Origin of the sequence: Spirillospora sp. NPDC000708, from assembly GCF_040299565.1 — a bacterium.
Classification (GTDB): domain Bacteria; phylum Actinomycetota; class Actinomycetes; order Streptosporangiales; family Streptosporangiaceae; genus Spirillospora.
The window spans coordinates 1-16134 of record NZ_JBEPCJ010000152.1; the positions used below are offsets into that span (position 1 = coordinate 1).

17 protein-coding genes, 2 pseudogenes and 1 riboswitch are annotated in these 16134 nt (G+C 74.3%); of the genes and pseudogenes, 14 read left to right on the plus strand and 5 right to left on the minus strand.

The window, feature by feature from the left end; translation table 11 throughout:
* The 4 genes and pseudogenes from ABT299_RS50125 to ABT299_RS50140 all read left to right on the plus strand — a co-directional run.
* Positions 1 to 391: pseudogene (locus ABT299_RS50125) on the plus strand (pyridine nucleotide-disulfide oxidoreductase); the annotation flags it as partial.
* Entirely contained in the window at positions 388 to 741 is a 354-nt protein-coding gene (locus ABT299_RS50130) for a 4Fe-4S dicluster domain-containing protein (protein ID WP_500255164.1), read from the plus strand. The pseudogene ABT299_RS50125 and the gene ABT299_RS50130, both read left to right, overlap by 4 nt.
* A gap of 150 nt (positions 742 to 891) precedes the next feature.
* Positions 892 to 1113: pseudogene (locus tag ABT299_RS50135) on the plus strand (hypothetical protein); the annotation flags it as partial.
* 43 nt (positions 1114 to 1156) lie between these two features.
* On the plus strand, positions 1157 to 1444 hold the full coding sequence (locus ABT299_RS50140; RefSeq protein ID WP_500255165.1) for a hypothetical protein: 288 nt from the start codon (positions 1157 to 1159) through the stop codon (positions 1442 to 1444).
* Positions 1445 to 1493: 49 nt separating this feature from the next.
* Here ABT299_RS50140 and ABT299_RS50145 read toward each other — a convergent pair whose 3' ends face one another.
* Positions 1494 to 2090 carry a GlcG/HbpS family heme-binding protein gene (locus tag ABT299_RS50145; RefSeq protein ID WP_500255166.1) on the minus strand — a complete coding sequence of 199 codons (597 nt, stop codon included), beginning with the start codon at positions 2088 to 2090 and terminating at the stop codon, positions 1494 to 1496.
* 201 nt (positions 2091 to 2291) lie between these two features.
* Here ABT299_RS50145 and ABT299_RS50150 point away from each other — a divergent pair, with 201 nt between their 5' ends.
* Together ABT299_RS50150 and ABT299_RS50155 are read left to right on the plus strand one after the other, a co-directional pair.
* On the plus strand, positions 2292 to 3458 hold the full coding sequence (locus tag ABT299_RS50150) for a sensor histidine kinase (protein WP_387019820.1): 1167 nt from the start codon (positions 2292 to 2294) through the stop codon (positions 3456 to 3458).
* Positions 3455 to 4090, plus strand: a complete 636-nt coding sequence (locus ABT299_RS50155) for a response regulator (RefSeq protein WP_500255167.1) — start codon at positions 3455 to 3457, stop codon at positions 4088 to 4090. Before ABT299_RS50150 ends, ABT299_RS50155 begins: the two co-directional genes overlap by 4 nt.
* A 50-nt stretch (positions 4091 to 4140) precedes the next feature.
* Here the strand turns inward: ABT299_RS50155 and ABT299_RS50160 are convergent, their stop codons facing one another.
* Complete coding sequence (locus tag ABT299_RS50160) at positions 4141 to 4383, minus strand: helix-turn-helix domain-containing protein (RefSeq protein ID WP_500255168.1); 243 nt, start codon at positions 4381 to 4383, stop codon at positions 4141 to 4143.
* 285 nt (positions 4384 to 4668) lie between these two features.
* Positions 4669 to 4806: riboswitch (cyclic di-AMP (ydaO/yuaA leader) on the plus strand.
* A 27-nt stretch (positions 4807 to 4833) separates the two neighbouring features.
* Here ABT299_RS50160 and ABT299_RS50165 point away from each other — a divergent pair.
* Entirely contained in the window at positions 4834 to 5511 is a 678-nt protein-coding gene (locus ABT299_RS50165) for a CHAP domain-containing protein (RefSeq protein WP_500255169.1), read from the plus strand.
* Positions 5508 to 6269, plus strand: coding sequence for a glycoside hydrolase family 25 protein (locus ABT299_RS50170; RefSeq protein WP_500255170.1), 762 nt, complete (start codon positions 5508 to 5510; stop codon positions 6267 to 6269). The genes ABT299_RS50165 and ABT299_RS50170 overlap by 4 nt, the downstream gene beginning before the upstream one ends.
* Before the next feature lie 62 nt (positions 6270 to 6331).
* Here the strand turns inward: ABT299_RS50170 and ABT299_RS50175 are convergent, their stop codons facing one another.
* The 3 genes from ABT299_RS50175 to ABT299_RS50185 all read right to left on the minus strand — a co-directional run bounded on the left by ABT299_RS50175 (position 6332) and on the right by ABT299_RS50185 (position 11134).
* Entirely contained in the window at positions 6332 to 7867 is a 1536-nt protein-coding gene (locus ABT299_RS50175) for an MFS transporter (RefSeq protein ID WP_500255171.1), read from the minus strand.
* A gap of 13 nt (positions 7868 to 7880) precedes the next feature.
* Positions 7881 to 8435: a TetR/AcrR family transcriptional regulator gene (locus ABT299_RS50180; RefSeq protein WP_500255172.1), complete on the minus strand. Its 555-nt coding sequence runs from the start codon at positions 8433 to 8435 to the stop codon at positions 7881 to 7883.
* 92 nt (positions 8436 to 8527) lie between these two features.
* Positions 8528 to 11134, minus strand: coding sequence for a DUF4132 domain-containing protein (locus ABT299_RS50185; protein WP_500255173.1), 2607 nt, complete (start codon positions 11132 to 11134; stop codon positions 8528 to 8530).
* 85 nt (positions 11135 to 11219) lie between these two features.
* Between ABT299_RS50185 and ABT299_RS50190 the strand changes: the two genes are divergently transcribed.
* The 6 genes from ABT299_RS50190 (at position 11220) to ABT299_RS50215 (ending at position 15913) form a co-directional block, all read left to right on the plus strand.
* Positions 11220 to 11954, plus strand: coding sequence for a YwaF family protein (locus ABT299_RS50190; protein WP_500255174.1), 735 nt, complete (start codon positions 11220 to 11222; stop codon positions 11952 to 11954).
* Positions 11955 to 12239: 285 nt separating this feature from the next.
* On the plus strand, positions 12240 to 13871 hold the full coding sequence (locus ABT299_RS50195) for a sensor histidine kinase (RefSeq protein ID WP_500255175.1): 1632 nt from the start codon (positions 12240 to 12242) through the stop codon (positions 13869 to 13871).
* A 40-nt stretch (positions 13872 to 13911) separates the two neighbouring features.
* A complete protein-coding gene (locus ABT299_RS50200; protein WP_347256514.1) occupies positions 13912 to 14337 on the plus strand; it encodes a roadblock/LC7 domain-containing protein in 426 nt (141 codons plus the stop codon).
* Complete coding sequence (locus ABT299_RS50205; RefSeq protein WP_387019845.1) at positions 14334 to 14699, plus strand: DUF742 domain-containing protein; 366 nt, start codon at positions 14334 to 14336, stop codon at positions 14697 to 14699. Before ABT299_RS50200 ends, ABT299_RS50205 begins: the two co-directional genes overlap by 4 nt.
* A complete protein-coding gene (locus tag ABT299_RS50210; protein WP_387019847.1) occupies positions 14680 to 15270 on the plus strand; it encodes a GTP-binding protein in 591 nt (196 codons plus the stop codon). The genes ABT299_RS50205 and ABT299_RS50210 overlap by 20 nt, the downstream gene beginning before the upstream one ends.
* A gap of 61 nt (positions 15271 to 15331) precedes the next feature.
* The gene (locus tag ABT299_RS50215) at positions 15332 to 15913 is read left to right on the plus strand and encodes a GAF domain-containing protein (protein ID WP_347256498.1); all 582 of its coding nucleotides are present in this window, start codon (positions 15332 to 15334) and stop codon (positions 15911 to 15913) included.
* Positions 15914 to 16134 lie beyond the last annotated feature (221 nt).

Below are 16134 nucleotides of genomic sequence, written 5' to 3' on the forward strand. Positions count from 1 at the left end.
CCCCGCGGGCCGGGCGGTCCCCGGGCCGGCCCGGCTCGACGCGGCGGAGGTCGTCCGGGCGGTGCAGGCGGAGATGCTGCCGCTCGACCGCAACCTCTTCCGGACGCGCGCCGGGCTCCGCCGCTCCCTGGCCTCGCTGGACGCGCTGTGGGACCGCGTCGCGTCCGAGGGCGTCGCCGGGGCGGGCCGCGAGCGCCTCCGGGCGCGGTCGGCGGCGGCGATGGCCGCGCACGCCCGCTGGTGCTACCGCGCCGCGCTGGCGCGCGAGGAGTCCCGGGGCCTGCACCGGCTGGAGGGCCTCCCCACCCTGCCGCGGTTCGAGCACCGCCTGCTGACCGGCGGCCTCGACGATCCGTGGACGGCCGCGGAGCCCCTGGAGGTGCCGGCGTGATCGAGGTCGTGAGCGCGGCGCGCTGCGTCAAGTGCGACATCTGTGTCAAGGTCTGCCCGACGGACGTGTTCGACCGCGGTCCGGACGGCCTGCCGGTGATCGCCAGGCAGGGCGACTGCCAGACCTGCTTCATGTGCGAGGCCCACTGCCCGGCCGACGCGCTGTACGTCGCGCCGTTCAGCGGACCGGCCCCGGCGGGCTCCCCGCACACCGACGAGGCGGCCCTGGCCGGGGCGTTCGGCGAGTACCGCCGCGTCGTCGGCTGGGGGCGCGGCCGCACGCCCGGCAGCCGCGCCGACCGCAACCACATCTTCACCGAACGGCTCCGGTCCTCCCAGCGGGATCCCTGAGATGACCGCCGTCAGGGGCGGGGGACGGCTGCCGCGCGCCGTCCAGCATCACCCTGTGCGGTGATGCCCGGCGACGGCCCGTCCGTCGAGACTGGAGGCATGATGCGACGAGCAGGGGTCTTCCTGGTCCTCGGAACGCTGTCAGGTGCGATGACGGAGCTCGCCGTCTTCTACCGCCCGTTCCACCTCCTCGCGATCTTCGCCGGAGTGTGGGTGGTGGGCGCCGGGTGGATCGGCCGCCGGGCGGACGCGCCCGAGGCCGCCGCCGTCCACGCCGCCGCCTTCCTGACGGGCATGGTCTGCGCGTTCTACCTCACCGTCCTCGGCCTGACCTCGGACCTGCGCGGGACCCTCTGGGTCTTCTGGCTCGCGGTGGCGCTGACCGGCGGGCCGCTGCTCGGCCTGGCGGGGCATTGTGACCAGGCGCGCGGACGCGTGGGCGGGGCTCGCGGCGGCCGGGCTCGCCGGGCTGCTCGTCGCCGAGGCGGTCCGGCTGCTGCTCGGCTACAGCACCCAGTACCGGCTGGGCTACGCCCTCTTCAACCTCGCCGGAGCGGTGCTCGTGCTCGGGTGGCTGCCGCGCGGCGCCCGCCGGACGGCCGTCGCCGCGTTCCTTCCGGCGCTCGCGGTGGGAGTGGTCCTCTTCATCACGATCCCGGTCCTCGTCTACGGCGGCTCGCACCTGCCTTTCCAGGTCCGCTGACGCCGTTCCGCCGAGGGCGGGCGCGCGACCGCCCGCCCCGGCGGAACGCTCAGCCGAGCCGGCCCTGCACGGCGCTCAGGCCCGCTTGGGCGATGCTCTCGTCGATGGCGCCCTGCGGCGCGCCGCCGACGCCGATCCCCGCGATCGGGGACCCGCCGGAGGCGACCGGGACGCCGCCGGCGAGGAACAGCGTGCCGGGGATGTCGCGGACGGTGGGCCCGTCGCCGGTCGCGTTCCCGGTCAGCTTCGAGGTCGGCTGCCCGAACGACACGGCGGTGAACGCCTTGCGCTTCGCCGAGTCCACGGTCTGCGGGCCCGCGCCGTCGCCCTTCACGACCAGGCGCACGTCCCCGGACCGGTCGACGATCGCGACCGCGACGCGCTGCTTCTGCTTGGCCGCCTCCTTCTGCACGGCCGTCGCGATCCGCAGGGCGGCGTCGGTGTTCAGCGTCCGGACGTCCTGCACCGCCTGCGGCGCGGGCGGAGCCTTCACCGGCGCGGCGGCGGCCGCGGACGCCCCGGCGGCGGACACGCCGACGGCGCCGGCGACGATGGCGAGCCCGGCGGCGGCCCCCGCCAGGGTCCGGACGCGGACGCGCCGCCTCCCGGACTCCGGCGCGGTCTCGGTGGTCTGCGGCTCCCGCATGGTGGTGCTCCTTCGTGGTGGTCGTCGATACGTCTTCGAGCCTCGCCGGGAACGGGCGCCGGGCCATCGCGGGCACGGTCGATCGCGCGGATCGGACCGGTGGACGCCCGGATCAACCGATCGGACGATGCCGCAGGCCGACGGGCCGTGAAGGCTGCTCGTGGAAGCTTGCGCGGCGGTTCGCGGGGGGAGACAGCAGACGTGACGGGCACCGAGCACCGGATCCACCTCGCGATGCACGCGGGGTTCTTCCTGCTGCTCGCGGCGTCGGCGTCCCGGCTGGTCGTCCGGCACGGCCTGGGCGGCATGACCACCGTGTGGCTCGTGCTGTGCGGTGTGACGGCCGTGGCCTACGCGGCCGGCGTCGCCGGATGGGACGCGCTCGGCCGCCGGGGACGCCTCGCCTGGCTCGCCGTCGTCGTGCTGTTCTGGCTGGTGCTCGTCATCGCGGCGCCGAGCTTCGCCTGGTGCGCGATCCCGCTGTTCTTCCTCGCGCTGCGGCTGCTGACGCCGCGCGCCGCGATCGTCACGGTCGTCGTGCTCACCGGCGCGGTGATCTTCGCGGAGATCTACCTGGCGGACCGGCTGGACCCGAGCCTGGTGCTCGCGCCGGTCGCGGTCGCCGCGATGGCCGCGGTCATCTTCCTGGAGCTCCAGCGGCTCATCGACGAGCTGGTCCGCACCCGCGGCGAGCTGGCCGCCACGCAGCGCGCCGCGGGGGTCCTGGAGGAGCGCGAGCGGCTGTCCCGGGAGATCCACGACACCCTCGCGCAGGGGCTGACCAGCATGGGGATCCTGCTCCAGGCGGCCGACCGGCAGTGGGACACCGCCCCGGACGCCGCCCGCCGCCACCTGCGGGACGCGACCGAGGCCGCCGCCGCGAACCTGGAGGAGGCCCGCCACTTCGTCCGCGCGCTGGCACCGCCCGGCCTGAGCGCCGGGTCCCTGCCCCGCGCGCTCGCCGACCTGGTCGGCGCGGAGTCGCGGGCGGCGGGCCCGAGGGTGCGGTTCCGGACGGAGGGGGAAGAATATCCCCTGGACGTCGGCGTGCAGACGGCGATGCTCCGCGTCGCGCAGGGCGCCGTCGCCAACGCCCGCGACCACGCGGGCGCGTCCACGGTGGTGGTGACGCTGACCTACCTGGACGACGCGGTGTCGCTGGACGTCGCCGACGACGGGTCGGGCTTCGACCCGTCCCGCACGGCGTCCGCGCCGGGCCGCGGCTACGGGATCCCCGCGATGCGGGACAGGATCGCCGAGGTCGGCGGGCAGCTGACCGTCGAGAGCGCGCCCGGCGCGGGGACCGTCGTCGCGGCCGCCGTCCCGCGGCGGGACGCGGCGGCGCCGGGGGAGAGGAGGACCGGATGACCGCGGTTCGCGTGACGATCGTCGACGACCACCCCGTGGTCCGGGCCGGGCTGCGCGCCCTGCTGGGCGGCGAGCCGGACATCGAGGTCGTCGCGGAGGCCGCGGACGGCGAGGAGGCCGTCCGGCAGGCCGGGCTCGTCCCCACCGACCTCGTCCTCATGGACCTGCAGCTCGGCGAGGGCATCGACGGCGTCGAGGCCACCCGGCGGATCCTCGCGCTGCCGGACCCGCCGCGCGTGCTGGTGCTGACCACCTACGACACCGACGCCGACATCGCCCGCGCCATCGACGTCGGCGCGGACGGGTACCTGCTCAAGGCCGGCCCGCCGGACGAGCTGTTCCGCGGCATCCGCACGGCGGCGCGGGGCGAGACGGCGCTGTCGCCGCGGGTCGCGACCCGGCTGATGAACCGGGTCCGGGAACCGGCCCCGGCGCTCAGCCCGCGCGAGATCGAGATCCTCGAACTGCTGGCCAAGGGACTGTCCAACCAGCGGATCGCGCGCAACCTGTTCATCAGCGAGGCCACCGTCAAGACGCACCTCGTGCACATCTTCGGCAAGCTCGGCGTCGACACCCGGACGGCCGCGGTGACCGCGGCCGTCGAGCGGCGCCTCATCCGGCTGCCCGGCTGACCCCGGCCGCCCGGCCGCGCCGCCGCATCCGGCCGCCGGGCCCGGCCCGTTCAGCGCGGTGGCGGCGCGGCGGGGTCGTCCGGCGGTGCCGCCGGCGACTCCAGGCCGATGGTGAGGCGGAGCCCGAGAGCGTTCGCGACGCGCTCCAGCACCGGCAGCGGCGGGAGGCGCGAACCCGACTCCAGGCGGGAGACCGCCGGCTGGTCGAGGCCGGCCATCCGGGCCAGCCGGGCCTGCGTGATGCCCAGCGCGCGGCGCCGCAGGCGGATCGCCGCGCCGATCGTGTCGTTCAACGGACGTCCTCCTCGTGCTCGGTTCCGGCCGTTCAAGGACCACGATCGCCGCCGGCGGGCCCGGTCCCATCCGGTGATGGTCGGAACGGCGCGCGCCGTCCGGGCGACCCGGCGGGTCCACCGATCGGTTGATGCGGCACCCGGGTGCATGAAAAAGCTCGCCCGCGAACCGCGACGGCGCCGGGGATTTCGCTTTCCGGCGTGCCTTCTTATGCATAATTTATTTGCCATGGAAATTTGGTGACGCCCTTATTCCGTGCTTAGTCTCCACCGCATCGGCCGAAGTCCGGCCGGCCGCCGAATCCCTCCAGAGGGAGCCGGGGACCCAGGTTCGTTGGGGTGAATCCGCTGGTCGCCAGCGGTAGGGCCGTCTCCTGGCCCGAACCCGTCAGCTAACCCGGCAGGCGGAAAAGGAGAGGTGGACGGCCCTTGGACACGGGCATCCAAGAAATGATCAATAACCTCGAGTCCGAGCTCGGGTACACGGAGAAGGGAGGCGGCTACACCAAGTTCGGGGATTGGTACTCGAAGAACGTCGACCATTCCTACGACTTCTCGAACGCGGCCTGGTGCGACATGTTCCTCGTCTGGGGCGCGACGAAGGCCGGCGTGGCCAAGCAGGTCGGGGCCTACGCCTACACGCCCTCGCACGCGGCGTTCTTCAAGAAGCACAAGGCGTTCGACACCGAGCCGGCCCCCGGCGCGCTGGTCTTCTACGACTGGTCCGGCGGCAAGGGCATCGACGGCATCGACCACGTCGGGATCGTCACCAAGGTCGACGGCGGGCGGATCCACACCATCGAGGGCAACGTCGACGGGCGGTTCGTCAAGCGCAAGGTCCGCGACCAGGACGACGTCGTCGGCTACGGGCACCCCGAGAAGGTCCCGATCGGCCGCAAGCCGGCCACCGCACCGGCGCATCACGGCGGCCCCCCATCCGGGGGCGGCGCGAAGACGGCCGCGATGGCCTATACCCGGCCGGCTCCCACCGACGGTCCGCCCGTCGAGCTGTGGAGCGCTGTCGGCGCGGTCCTCTTCCTGACGCTCTCGCTGCTGGTCTTCCTCAAGCACCGGCGCGCGACGACGGCGGCCACCACGGCACCCGCCACAAGGGAGGAGGACCGATGAAACGGCTCGCGAAGCTGCTCGCGGCGTCGGCGATCGCCGGCGGGGCCCTGCTCCACCTGGCCGCCCCGTCCGACGCCGCTCCATCGAACGCCGCCCCACCGAACGCGGTCCCGTCCGGTGCCGCCGCGTCGAAGGCGGCCCCGTCCCAGGCCGTCGAGCAGTCGAGGCCCCTCCCGCAGGGGGTGGACGTGTCCACCTACGACCGGGGCGTCGACTGGGGCGGCGGCCGCCTCGCGTTCGGCATCGCCAAGGCCACCGAGGGGACCGGGCACGACGACGCGACCTTCCCCGCCAACTGGGCGAAGATCCGCCAGAACGGCCTGGTCCGCGGCGCGTACCACTACGGGCATCCGAAGAACGACCCGGTGCGGGAGGCCGACCACTTCCTGTCGGCGGTCACGTCCGCCGGCCTCCAGCCCGGCGACCTGCTCATGCTCGACCTGGAGACGACCGACGGCAGGTCCGACCACCAGGTCAACGCGTGGGCCAAGCGCTGGCTGGAGCACGTCCAGCGGAAGACCGGCGTGAAGGCGTTCTTCTACAGCTCGTGGTCGTTCGCGCAGGAGCACGGCGACGGCCTCGGCGGCTATCCCCTGTGGGTGGCGCACTACGGGAAGGCGCCGGGACGGGTGACCGCCCCGTCCCCATGGAAGCAGTGGACGATCCACCAGTACGCGTCCACCGACCATGACCACAACGTCTCCCGGCTCGCCGCGGACCGGCTCCGCGGCCTCGGCTACAACCCCTCGCACCGCTGAGAGCAGGCGGGACGGACGGCGCTCCGCCATCCGTCCCGCCCGGCCGGGTCCGGGACAGGGCCTCAGTCGGCGATGGCGCCCGGACGCTGCGGCTTGAGAAGGACCCAGGCGGCGACGGCCGTCGCCAGCAGGACGGCGGCGCCCACACCGGCGGTGTAGCGCAGGCCCGCGGCGAAGGCGTCACGGGCCGCCTCCATGAGCGCCTGGCCCTCGGGACCGCCGAGCGCGGCGGCCGCCTGGGCGGCGCCGCCGATCGAGTCGTGCGCCGCCGCGGCGGCGCCGGCGGGGACGCCGTCCGGGGTCGCGAAGCCCCGGTAGACGCCGGTGGTGATCGAACCGAGCAGTGCGATGCCCAGCGCGGCGCCGAGCTCGTAGGCCGTCTCGGAGACCGCGGACGCGGCCCCGGCCTGCTCCTTCGGCACCAGGGAGACGATCATGTCGGACGTCGTCGCGAAGGCGAACCCGGCGCCGGCCCCGGCGAGCAGCAGCGCCGCGAACAGCAGCGGGTAGCCGGTGCCGGCGTGCAGGCCGGCGAGCAGCGCCAGCGCCAGGCCCATGGCCGCGAGCCCGCCCGCGACCACGGTGCGGACCGACGTCCGCCGCACGGCCAGCGCCGCGAGCAGCCCGGTGACGATGGAGCCGATGGTGGCGGGCAGCTCCGCCAGCCCCGCCTCGAGCGGCGAGCGGCCCTGGACGAGCTGGAAGAACTGCGACAGGAAGAACACCAGCCCCGCCAGCCCGAGCACGGCGAGCAGGTCGGCGGCGACGGCCGTGCTGAAGCCGCGGTCGCGGAACAGCCGGACGTCGATCAGCGGCGAGGCGAGGGTCCGCTGCCGGCGGACGAACCAGGCGAGGGCGGCGGCGCCCGCGACGGCGGCCGCGCCGACCTGCGCGGACCAGCCGTGCGCCGCGGCCTCCTTGATCGCGTAGACCGTCCCGATCATGCCGACGAGGGACAGGGCGGCGCTCGGCAGGTCCCACGGCCCCGGCGACGGGTCCTTCGACTCCGGCAGCAGCCGCGCGCCGGCCACGACCAGCACGGCCATCACCGGCAGGTTGATCAGGAAGACCGAGCCCCACCAGAAGTGCTCCAGCAGCAGGCCGCCGACCAGCGGGCCGACGGCGGCGCCCGCCGAGACGCTGGAGGCCCAGACGCCGATCGCCATGGAACGTTCCCGTGGGTCGGTGAAGATGTTCCGGATCAGCGCCAGCGTCGACGGCATCAGGGTCGCGCCCGCCACGCCCATCAGGGCGCGGGCCGCGATGAGCAGCCCGGGGCCGGTGGCGTAGGCGTTGAGCACCGAGACGGCGCCGAACGCGGCGGCGCCCGCGAGCAGCAGCCGCTTGCGGCCGATGCGGTCGCCGAGGCCGCCCATCGAGACCAGCAGGCCGGCGATGACGAACGAGTAGACGTCGCCGATCCACAGCAGCTGGGCGCCGGACGGCCGGAGGTCCTCGCTGATGAACGGGGTGGCGAGCCCCAGCACGGTCGCGTCGACGGCGACCAGCAGCACGGCGAGGACGAGGACGCCGAGCGAGACCCAGCGGCCGGGGGCGCGGGCGTGCCGCACGGGCGCGTGCGGCGGCGCGGTGGTCATGGTGGCACGGTCCTTACGAAGTCTTCCGGCGGCGCTCGACGCCGCCCAGCAGCAGCCCGGTGATCATCGCGGTGTAGTCGCGGGGCGCGGTCCGGCCGGCTTGGATCGCCCAGGCGGCGGACGCGATGAGCCCGTAGAGGGCCTCGGTGAGCCAGGCGGGGGAGAGGTCGATGCGGAACTCGCCGGACTCCTGGCCGCGCCGGAACAGCGCGGCGATGCGCGCGTCGAGCCGCTCCCAGCCCGCGTTGATCTGCTCGCCCTCGAACAGCTGGTTCTCGGTCGCGAGGAAGCCGAGGAACGCCGCGACCGGGCGGCTGGCCTCGACCAGCCGCACCAGCGCGTCGGCGGCGGTGCCCTCGTCGAGGCGGGCCTCGTCCATCACCGCCTCCAGGCGGCGCAGGCCCAGCTCCTCGAGCGCGCGGACGAGGCCGTCCCGCCCCGCGAAGTGGCGGTGCAGGGTGGCGCGGCTGATCCCGGCGGCCTGCGCGATCTCGTCCTGGGTGGCGGTCGCCTTCCGGGACAGCAGCTCCGCCGCGTCGGCGAGGACCCGCTCGCGATCGAACGTCATGAGACGATGCTACCTCGTATGAGACATCATTGTCTCACATGAGTGGTTCACGTCACCCACGTGCCGGGTTCCGGCCAAGAGGGCGGGGACGGTCAGGACGCGCTGCGCACGAGGTCGTGGACGGCCTCGCTCATCGTCACCGGATCCACGTCGCCGAGCGGCACGGAGTCCTGCGGCTCGCGGGCCGGGGCCGGGCCCGCCCACAGGCAGGTGATCTCCTGGTCATCGCCCTCGCCGTACATGTAGTAGCCGAGGCCGGGACTCAGGCCCGCCACGACGTACAGGCCCGCCGGGTCGCGCCGCGCGAGCCACCCCCCGGCGAAGGCGCCGTCGGCGTCCACGGACTCCCAGCGCCCCTGCGAATGGCCCTTCGCCTTGCCGTACGGCAGGACGAGACCCTCCACGCGGGCGAGCCTGCGCGCGCTCCGCTCGTCGTCCGTCAGCCGGTAGACGGGGCGTCCGAGCTGCTCGAACGGCTGCAGGATCTCGTAGTCGGCGAACAGCTCCGCCCACGCGTCGAGGTCATCGCCCAACAGCAGGGGGTGGGCGATGGCGATCCGGGCGTCCGGCGCCGGTGCGAAGGCGTCGTCGTTGATGTCGGCGTAGGTGCGGTCCTCGGCGACGCGGAAGGCGGTGCCGTCATCGGTGATCCACACCAGCCGGCGGACGATGTGCCCCAGCAGCGGGTGCTCGACGAACAGGCGGCGGAAGTCGTCCGGCGTCCGGTTCCGCCGGGCGATCATGGCCTTCTCCAGGCGCTTGATCTCCCGGTCGGCGATCGTCCGCAGGTCCTTGCGCAGGCCGCTGAACAGCGCGTGCGCGGCCGGGGCGAGCGCCGGATCGTCCTTCGGGCCGGGCTTGGGCGCGCTCTTGCGCACCTTCCCGCTCGCCTCCACGACCAGCGGGACGAGCTGCTGGTCGAACGTCACCGTGAACCGGCGCGGGCCGTAGTCCAGGACGAGCGTGCCCTTCCCGTCCAGGCCGAAGTCGGGGACGGCGCGGTCGGCGAGGTCGTCCGGCGTGATGCCGCGCGTGGCGGCGATCTCGTCGACCTTCTGCGCCGCCTTCGCCTTGAACCCCTTGTACCTGCCGTGGCGGGTCAGCTCGAACAGGTGGGCGAGGGCGACGTCGGAGCCGATCCCGGCCAGCACGTCCAGCGCCGCGACGGCGCGAGCGGACCCGCCCTCGCCCGGCCACTGCTTGATCAGCGGAGTGAGCCGCCGCACCGTCGTGTCGTCCCCGATCAGGCCGAGCTGGGCGAGCGCCCAGTTGTGCTTGGTCGGCGCGCCGAGCGCGTACCAGCGCTGGAAGAGCGCCCAGGAGAACTCCGCCAGCGAGTGCCGGTCGCAGAAGTCCCGGACGTCCGCGGCCTCGGGCGCCTTCCTCGCGAGCAGCCCGAGCAGGCGCTTCGTCGCGTCGGCGGGAAGCGCCCGGTCGCGGTCGCGGGTGAGGATCCGCGGGAGCGAGGCCGGGTCGGCCCAGTCGGTCTTCGTGCCGCGAGCGGGCCTGCCGGCCAGCACGGCCGGCAGGTCGTCGCAGTCGGGGACGGCCGGACGCGGCAGCAGGTCCTCCGCCGTCCCCTGCGGCAGCGCCTCCGCCAGGTCGGGCCGCGCGTGCAGCAGGCCCCGCAGAAGCCCGGCCGCTTGCAGCCCCCGGACCGACCCCTCGTGGACCAACGGCGCCAGCGCCCGGACCGCCTCCACCGGATACTGGTCGGCCGCCTCTTCGAGCGCGGCCGGCACGCCTTTGATCCCCATATGGCCGAGCAGGATCGGGAAGATCCCCTCGTCCGCGATCCCCAGCAGCGCCTTCAACACGAGGGGACGCGCCTCGTCGATGTGGCGGCAGTCGTGGGCGAGGGCGCGTTCGAGCAGCGGCAAGGCGTCCGCGCCCAGCCCGTCGAGCAGCGTCGCGAGCACGCCCGGCGACACCGGCGTCCAGCCGATCCGGCCGACATGGTCGGGGGTGGACGCGGAGCACAGCAGGTGGTCGTGCCCGAGAACCGTCTGGGACCGGTCGGCGAGGGCCTCGTCCATCCAGGCCGCCTCGGTCGGGGCCAGGTAGGAGGCCGTGCGGCGCCTCGCCGGGTCGCCGCGGTGCGCCGCCAGCCGCGCGACGGCGTCGCGGTACTCGTCCTCGGGAGCCGCCGCCAGCAGCGCGCGGAGCCGCTTCACCGCGGCGTCCTCGGCGATCCACCGATGGTCGAGGGAGTGGTCCCGGGACGCCGTGCGCCGCAGCTCGCCGCGCCATCCCTTCGGCGGGACCGTGTAGCTGTGGAGGACGACGCGGATGACGCCGTCCGGACCCGGCGTCGCCGGTCTCGGCCGCGGGCCGAGGGCGATGGAGGACGCCTCGGTGAGCGCGCAGGCCGCGAACGCCGGGCCATGGTCCAGGACCCAGGCGTCCACGAAGGCGGCGCCGTCGACGTCGTCGAGGTACTTCACCGCGACGGCGGCCAGGACCGCCGCGCCCACCGGGTCGGCCACGCCGTCCAGCCAGGCCCGCACGGCCTCCCGGAGGGCGGGGGCGGTGCGCTCGTGCGCCGCCATCTCCGCGGCGATCGGGCGCGCCGCGCGGTCCCATTCGCGCGCCCGCCGTGCGGCCTTCTCGTCCAGGACGACGTCCGGCCCGGCGACGCCGCCGTGCCGGGGATGGAGGTGCTCGCGCCACTCGACCGGAATGTCCACCGTCTCGATCATGGCCCCGGAACCTAACGGCCCCTGCCGACACTCTCGCCCGTAGCGGCTCGGCCGGCGGCGGCGTCCGAGCGGCTAGCATCACCGAATGCCGCTGATCACAGCCGGTCGCTTCGTCGCGTACGGGCCGTCCCACTGGGCGGTGCTCGGGGTGTTCGCGATCGGCTGCGCCGTGCTCGTGGTGCTCGGCCGCGGGCAGCGGGCGCCGGAGCCGGGCGAGGCGCCCGGCGAGCAGGCGAAGGGCTTCGGCCGGGCCTACGCGCTGGCGATCCTGTTCGTGATGGTCGGCACGCAGGTGCACACCCTGCTGCCCGCGGAGTGGCGGATCGGCGGGTCGCTGCCCCTGCAGCTGTGCGACGTGGCCTGGCTGACCGCGGCCGGCGCGCTGTGGACGCTCGGCCGCCGCTGGTACGCGCTGACCTACTACTGGGGGCTCACCCTGTCGGTGCAGGGCCTGCTCACGCCGGCGCTCAACGGCGGGGACTACCCCGACATCGACTATCTGGCCTTCTGGGGCATGCACCTGATGATCGTGTGGGCGGCGGTGTACCTGACCTGGGGGCTGGGGATGCGGCCGGACTGGCGCTCCTACCGGTTCGCGGTCGCGGTCACGGTGGCGTGGGCCGCCGGCGCGTTCGTCTTCAACGAGATCGCCGGGACGAACTACGGCTACCTCAACGCCAAGCCCACCACCGGCTCGGCGCTGGACCTGCTCGGCCCCTGGCCGTGGTACGTGCTGGCCGAGGTCGTGATCCTCCTGGCGGGCTGGGCAGTGATCACCTGGCCCTGGACGCGCGTGCGCCGGGACCCGCCCGCCCGCTGAAACGCGGTCCCGCCAGCGCTATTGGACCATTCCAATAGCGCTCCGTTCCCTACCGTTTCAGATCGCCATATGCGCTGAGATGGTGTTTTGCAGGGCGACAATCCATGGTCAGGGGTGAGTGTGACATTACGGACTAATTACAGCAAATCGCACCCGGATCGCTGGAATCTCGGCATTCCGCGCGTCCTCGTAGAGGCATTGTGTCAGCCTGGATGCGGCCGTGGGCGGACGAATTCGTACCGCTCAGTTTATTGATCTTCAAAGTCCGATGTACCGAGGACGCCGATGCCTGACTTCTTCGAACCCGCCGCCGGGGCCGATCGCCGGGACGTCCAGCGTTACGACAGGACCCCTGCTTACGGCAGGCACCGCCAGACCGGCATGCGCGTCGTCCATCTGTCCATCTCCGTGCTTCCCGCGGCCGCCGTCGGGCTCCTCGGGACCGTCGCCGTCGCCGCGCTGTACGACGGCGGCGCGCCGCCGCGGTCGGCGCGCACCGTCCTGGTCGTCGCCGCGCTCGGGACCGTCACCGTCCTGCTCGCCGCCGCGTGGGCGGCGGACGCGGCGACCCGGCGGGTGGAGCGGCACCGGGCCCAGGGCGCCGGCCGCGACCTGGAGGCCGTGCGCCGCAAGCTGGGCGAGCTCGCCTTCCTGACCGCGCGCGGCCGGCGCGAGCTGCGGGAGATGGCCGACCGGCTGGGCGCGGGCGAACCGGTCGCCCGCTGGACCGAGGACCCGCCGCCCGCCGACCCGGGCGACCCCGCCGCGCAGCTCGCCGGCGAGCTGCGCCGGGCGCAGGGCGAGGCGTGGAACGCGGTGCTCGACGCCGCGAGCCGGCGGGCGGCCGGCGACCGGCGCGTCGGCGTGTTCGTCAGCCTCGCCCGCCGGATGCAGTCGCTGTCGCACCGCGCCATCCAGGGCCTGGACGGGCTGGAGAACCAGGTCGAGGACCCCGACCTGCTCAAGGGGCTGTTCAAGGTCGACCACCTCGCCACCCGCACCCGCCGCCAGGCCGAGAGCCTCGCGGTGATCGGCGGGGCCGCGTCCCGCCGCCAGTGGACCCGGCCGGTGACCGTGTACGAGATGCTCCGCTCGGCCATCGCCGAGGTGGAGCACTACAAGCGGGTCAAGGTCGTGCCGCCCGCCGAGGGCAGCGTGCACGGCAGCGCGGTCGCCGACATCGTCCACCTGCTCGCCGAGCTCATCGAGAACGCCACGAAGTACTCGCCGCCGCACACCCAGGTGCTGGTCCGCGTCGAAAGCGTCGCCGCCGGCCTCGCCGTCGAGGTCGAGGACCGCGGCCTCGGCATCCCCCGCGAGGACCAGCGGCGGCTGAACGAGCTGCTCGCCGACCATGAGCGGGGCCACACCGAGGAACTGCTGGGCGAAGGGCGCATCGGCCTGCACGTCGTCTCCGCGCTGGCGCGCCGGCACAAGGTCCGCGTCCAGCTCCAGACCAACGTCTACGGCGGGACGCAGGCCGTGGTCGTGATCCCGACGGAGCTGGCGGGCGGGCCGGAGGAGGCCGAGCCGCCTGCGCAGGCCGGGCACGCCGCCCCCGCACCGGCCCCGGCCGGACCGCCGCCCGGCCCCCGGCACGCCGCACCCCCGCGGCCGGAACCCGCACCCGGAGCCCCCCACCGGCCCGCGGCGCCCACATGGGAGACCGGGCCGCAGCCGCCGATGCCGGTCCAGGCCGCCGGGCCCGCCGTCCCGCAGCCGGACGGCGAGCGGCCGGAACTGCCGCGCCGCCAGGCGCAGAAGCACCTGTCGCCCGAACTGGCGAACGCCCCCGTCCACCGGGAGCCCGACCAGGAGGCCGAGCACAATCCGGGATTGATGGCGGCATTCCAGAAGGGCATGCGCAGCGCCCTGGAGAATGACGGCGCCGTGGACGGGCCGGACACCGGGAAATGACGAGCCACCAGGAAATGACGAGGAGCTCCCATTGAATGCTGTGCCCCCGAACGAGGAGCAGGATCTCGCCTGGCTATTGCGGGGGCTGGGCGACGAGGTCCCGGCCATCCGCGGCAGCGTGCTGCTGTCCGCCGACGGCATGCTGAAAGCGGCCCACGGATTCGACCGCACCAGCGCGGAGCAGATGGCGGCGCTCGCCTCCAGCCTCTTCTCCATCACCCGGAGCGCCGGCACCAGGTTCGACGGGAGCAACGAGGTCCGGCAGGTCGTCGCCGAACTCCGGTCGAGCCAGCTGTTCATCTCCTGGGCCGGCTTCAACTCCGTGCTCGCGGTGATGACGAGCGCGGACGCCGACCCGGCCGTCGTCGGCTTCGAGATGGCCCGGCTGATCCGCGCGGTACGGCCGTTCCTGCACACCGCGGCGCGGCCGGCGGCCGCGGCGAACGACCGAGCCCCCTCGCCATGACGGCCGGCGGCGAGGAGATCTGGGTCGACGCCGCCGCCGGGCCGCTCGTGCGCCCGTACACGGTGACCGCCGGCCGCACCCGCCCGACCGTCCGGCTCGACCTGCTGTCGCTGGTGGTGGCGACCGGCCGGCGCCCCCTTGAACTGGCCCCGGAGCACGCCGAGGCGCTCGCCTGCTGCCGCGCCCCGACGTCGGTCGCCGAGGTCGCGGCGCACCTGCGGCTCCCCGTGACCGTCACCAAGGTCCTCCTCGCCGACCTGCTGGACTGCCGCGCCATGAGCACGCAGGCGCGGCGCACCGCGGCCGACCCCACCGACCGAGCCCTCCTGGAGAAACTGCTCGATGGCCTTCAACGAGCCTGACGCGTCCGCGCCGTCCGCGACGCAGGTCAAGATCCTCATCGCGGGCGGGTTCGGCGTCGGGAAGACGACGTTCGTCGGCGCCGCCAGCGAGATCGAGCCGCTGAACACCGAGGAGCTCATCACCACCGCCAGCGCCGGCTCCGACGACCTCGGCGGGATCGAGGGCAAGTCCACCACCACCGTGGCCCTCGACTTCGGCCGGATCACGATCGAGCAGCACGGCATCGTGCTGTACCTGTTCGGCACGCCCGGCCAGCAGCGCTTCTGGTTCATGTGGGACGAGCTGTCCGCGGGCGCGCTCGGCGCGATCGTGCTCGCCGACACCCGCCGGCTCGCGGACTGCTTCGAGGCCGTCGACTTCTTCGAGAACCGCGGGACCCGCTTCCTCGTCGCGGTCAACGAGTTCGACGGCGCGTTCCGCTATGCCCCGGACGAGGTCGGCGCCGCGCTCGGGCTCGACCCGCGGGTGCCGATCGTCCTCTGCGACGCGCGGGACGGCGGCTCCGCGACGGCGGTGCTGCGGGCGCTGATCGGCCATCTCCTCGTCGCCGTCCCGTCCGCCGCCGTCTGACACCGCTTCCGTCCGACACCACCCCGCCTCCCTTCAGCGCCGACCCGCCCCAGGAGCCCCCGTGATCCAGGACCCGCTCTACGAACCGTCCGGCCACCTGCTGACGCCCGTCGACCCCGAGGTGCCCCAGCGGGTCGTCCGGCTGCGGGAACTGCGGCTCGGGCAGGCCCCGGACGCCGAGTTGGACGCGTTCGCCCGCGACCTCGCCGAGGCCGCCCGGCACCTCGCCGGCACCGACCTGCCGCCGTTCGCGATGGTGAACTTCGTGACCGACCAGCAGTACCTCGGCGGCCTGTACGCGCCGCGGCAGCCGGGCGCCGACCCGGCCGACGCCGTCGAGCTCGGCCGGGAGGCACCGCTGGACCACGGCTACTGCCCGCACGTCGTCGTGCGGCGCAAGGCGCTGGTCCTGGACGACGTGTGCGACTACCCGCGGTTCGCCGGCAACCCGGTCGTCGACAAGCTCGGCATCCGCACCTACGTCGGCGCTCCCCTCATCGACCGGACGGGAACGGTGCTCGGCACGATCTGCGTCATCGACCGCGAGCCGCGTCCCTGGGGCCATGCCGGGCTCGACCTCATCAAGGAGCGGGCCGCGGACCTGATACAGGTGATCCGCCGGCGCGAGGAACGGCTGGGCTGACCCTCAGGGAGCGCGGTCACGACCGCCGCGGCGGTCCCGGCCAGGCCCGGGGCGCCCGCGGGATCGAGCGCGACGGCGGCGCGCCGGCCGCGGTGCCGTCCTCCATGCCGAGTGAGAACTGAGGCCGCTAGGGCGTGTCTCAAAGGCAGGTCAGCCAATCGTTGATGACGGCGATGTGGAGGACGGCCTCGTAGCGGACGGCGACCTTGTCATACCGCGTG

What these genes read in the sequence shown, in the direction of transcription:
- ABT299_RS50145 (WP_500255166.1), bottom strand. Translation starts at nt 2,090, where the DNA reads ATGCGGGAGCCGCAGACCACCGAGACCGCGCCGGAGTCCGGGAGGCGG.
- ABT299_RS50155 (WP_500255167.1), top strand. Translation starts at nt 3,455, where the DNA reads ATGACCGCGGTTCGCGTGACGATCGTCGACGACCACCCCGTGGTCCGG.
- ABT299_RS50165 (WP_500255169.1), top strand. Translation starts at nt 4,834, where the DNA reads ATGATCAATAACCTCGAGTCCGAGCTCGGGTACACGGAGAAGGGAGGC.
- ABT299_RS50170 (WP_500255170.1), top strand. Translation starts at nt 5,508, where the DNA reads ATGAAACGGCTCGCGAAGCTGCTCGCGGCGTCGGCGATCGCCGGCGGG.
- ABT299_RS50175 (WP_500255171.1), bottom strand. Translation starts at nt 7,867, where the DNA reads ATGACCACCGCGCCGCCGCACGCGCCCGTGCGGCACGCCCGCGCCCCC.
- ABT299_RS50180 (WP_500255172.1), bottom strand. Translation starts at nt 8,435, where the DNA reads ATGACGTTCGATCGCGAGCGGGTCCTCGCCGACGCGGCGGAGCTGCTG.
- ABT299_RS50185 (WP_500255173.1), bottom strand. Translation starts at nt 11,134, where the DNA reads ATGATCGAGACGGTGGACATTCCGGTCGAGTGGCGCGAGCACCTCCAT.
- ABT299_RS50190 (WP_500255174.1), top strand. Translation starts at nt 11,220, where the DNA reads ATGCCGCTGATCACAGCCGGTCGCTTCGTCGCGTACGGGCCGTCCCAC.
- ABT299_RS50195 (WP_500255175.1), top strand. Translation starts at nt 12,240, where the DNA reads ATGCCTGACTTCTTCGAACCCGCCGCCGGGGCCGATCGCCGGGACGTC.
- ABT299_RS50205 (WP_387019845.1), top strand. Translation starts at nt 14,334, where the DNA reads ATGACGGCCGGCGGCGAGGAGATCTGGGTCGACGCCGCCGCCGGGCCG.
- ABT299_RS50210 (WP_387019847.1), top strand. Translation starts at nt 14,680, where the DNA reads ATGGCCTTCAACGAGCCTGACGCGTCCGCGCCGTCCGCGACGCAGGTC.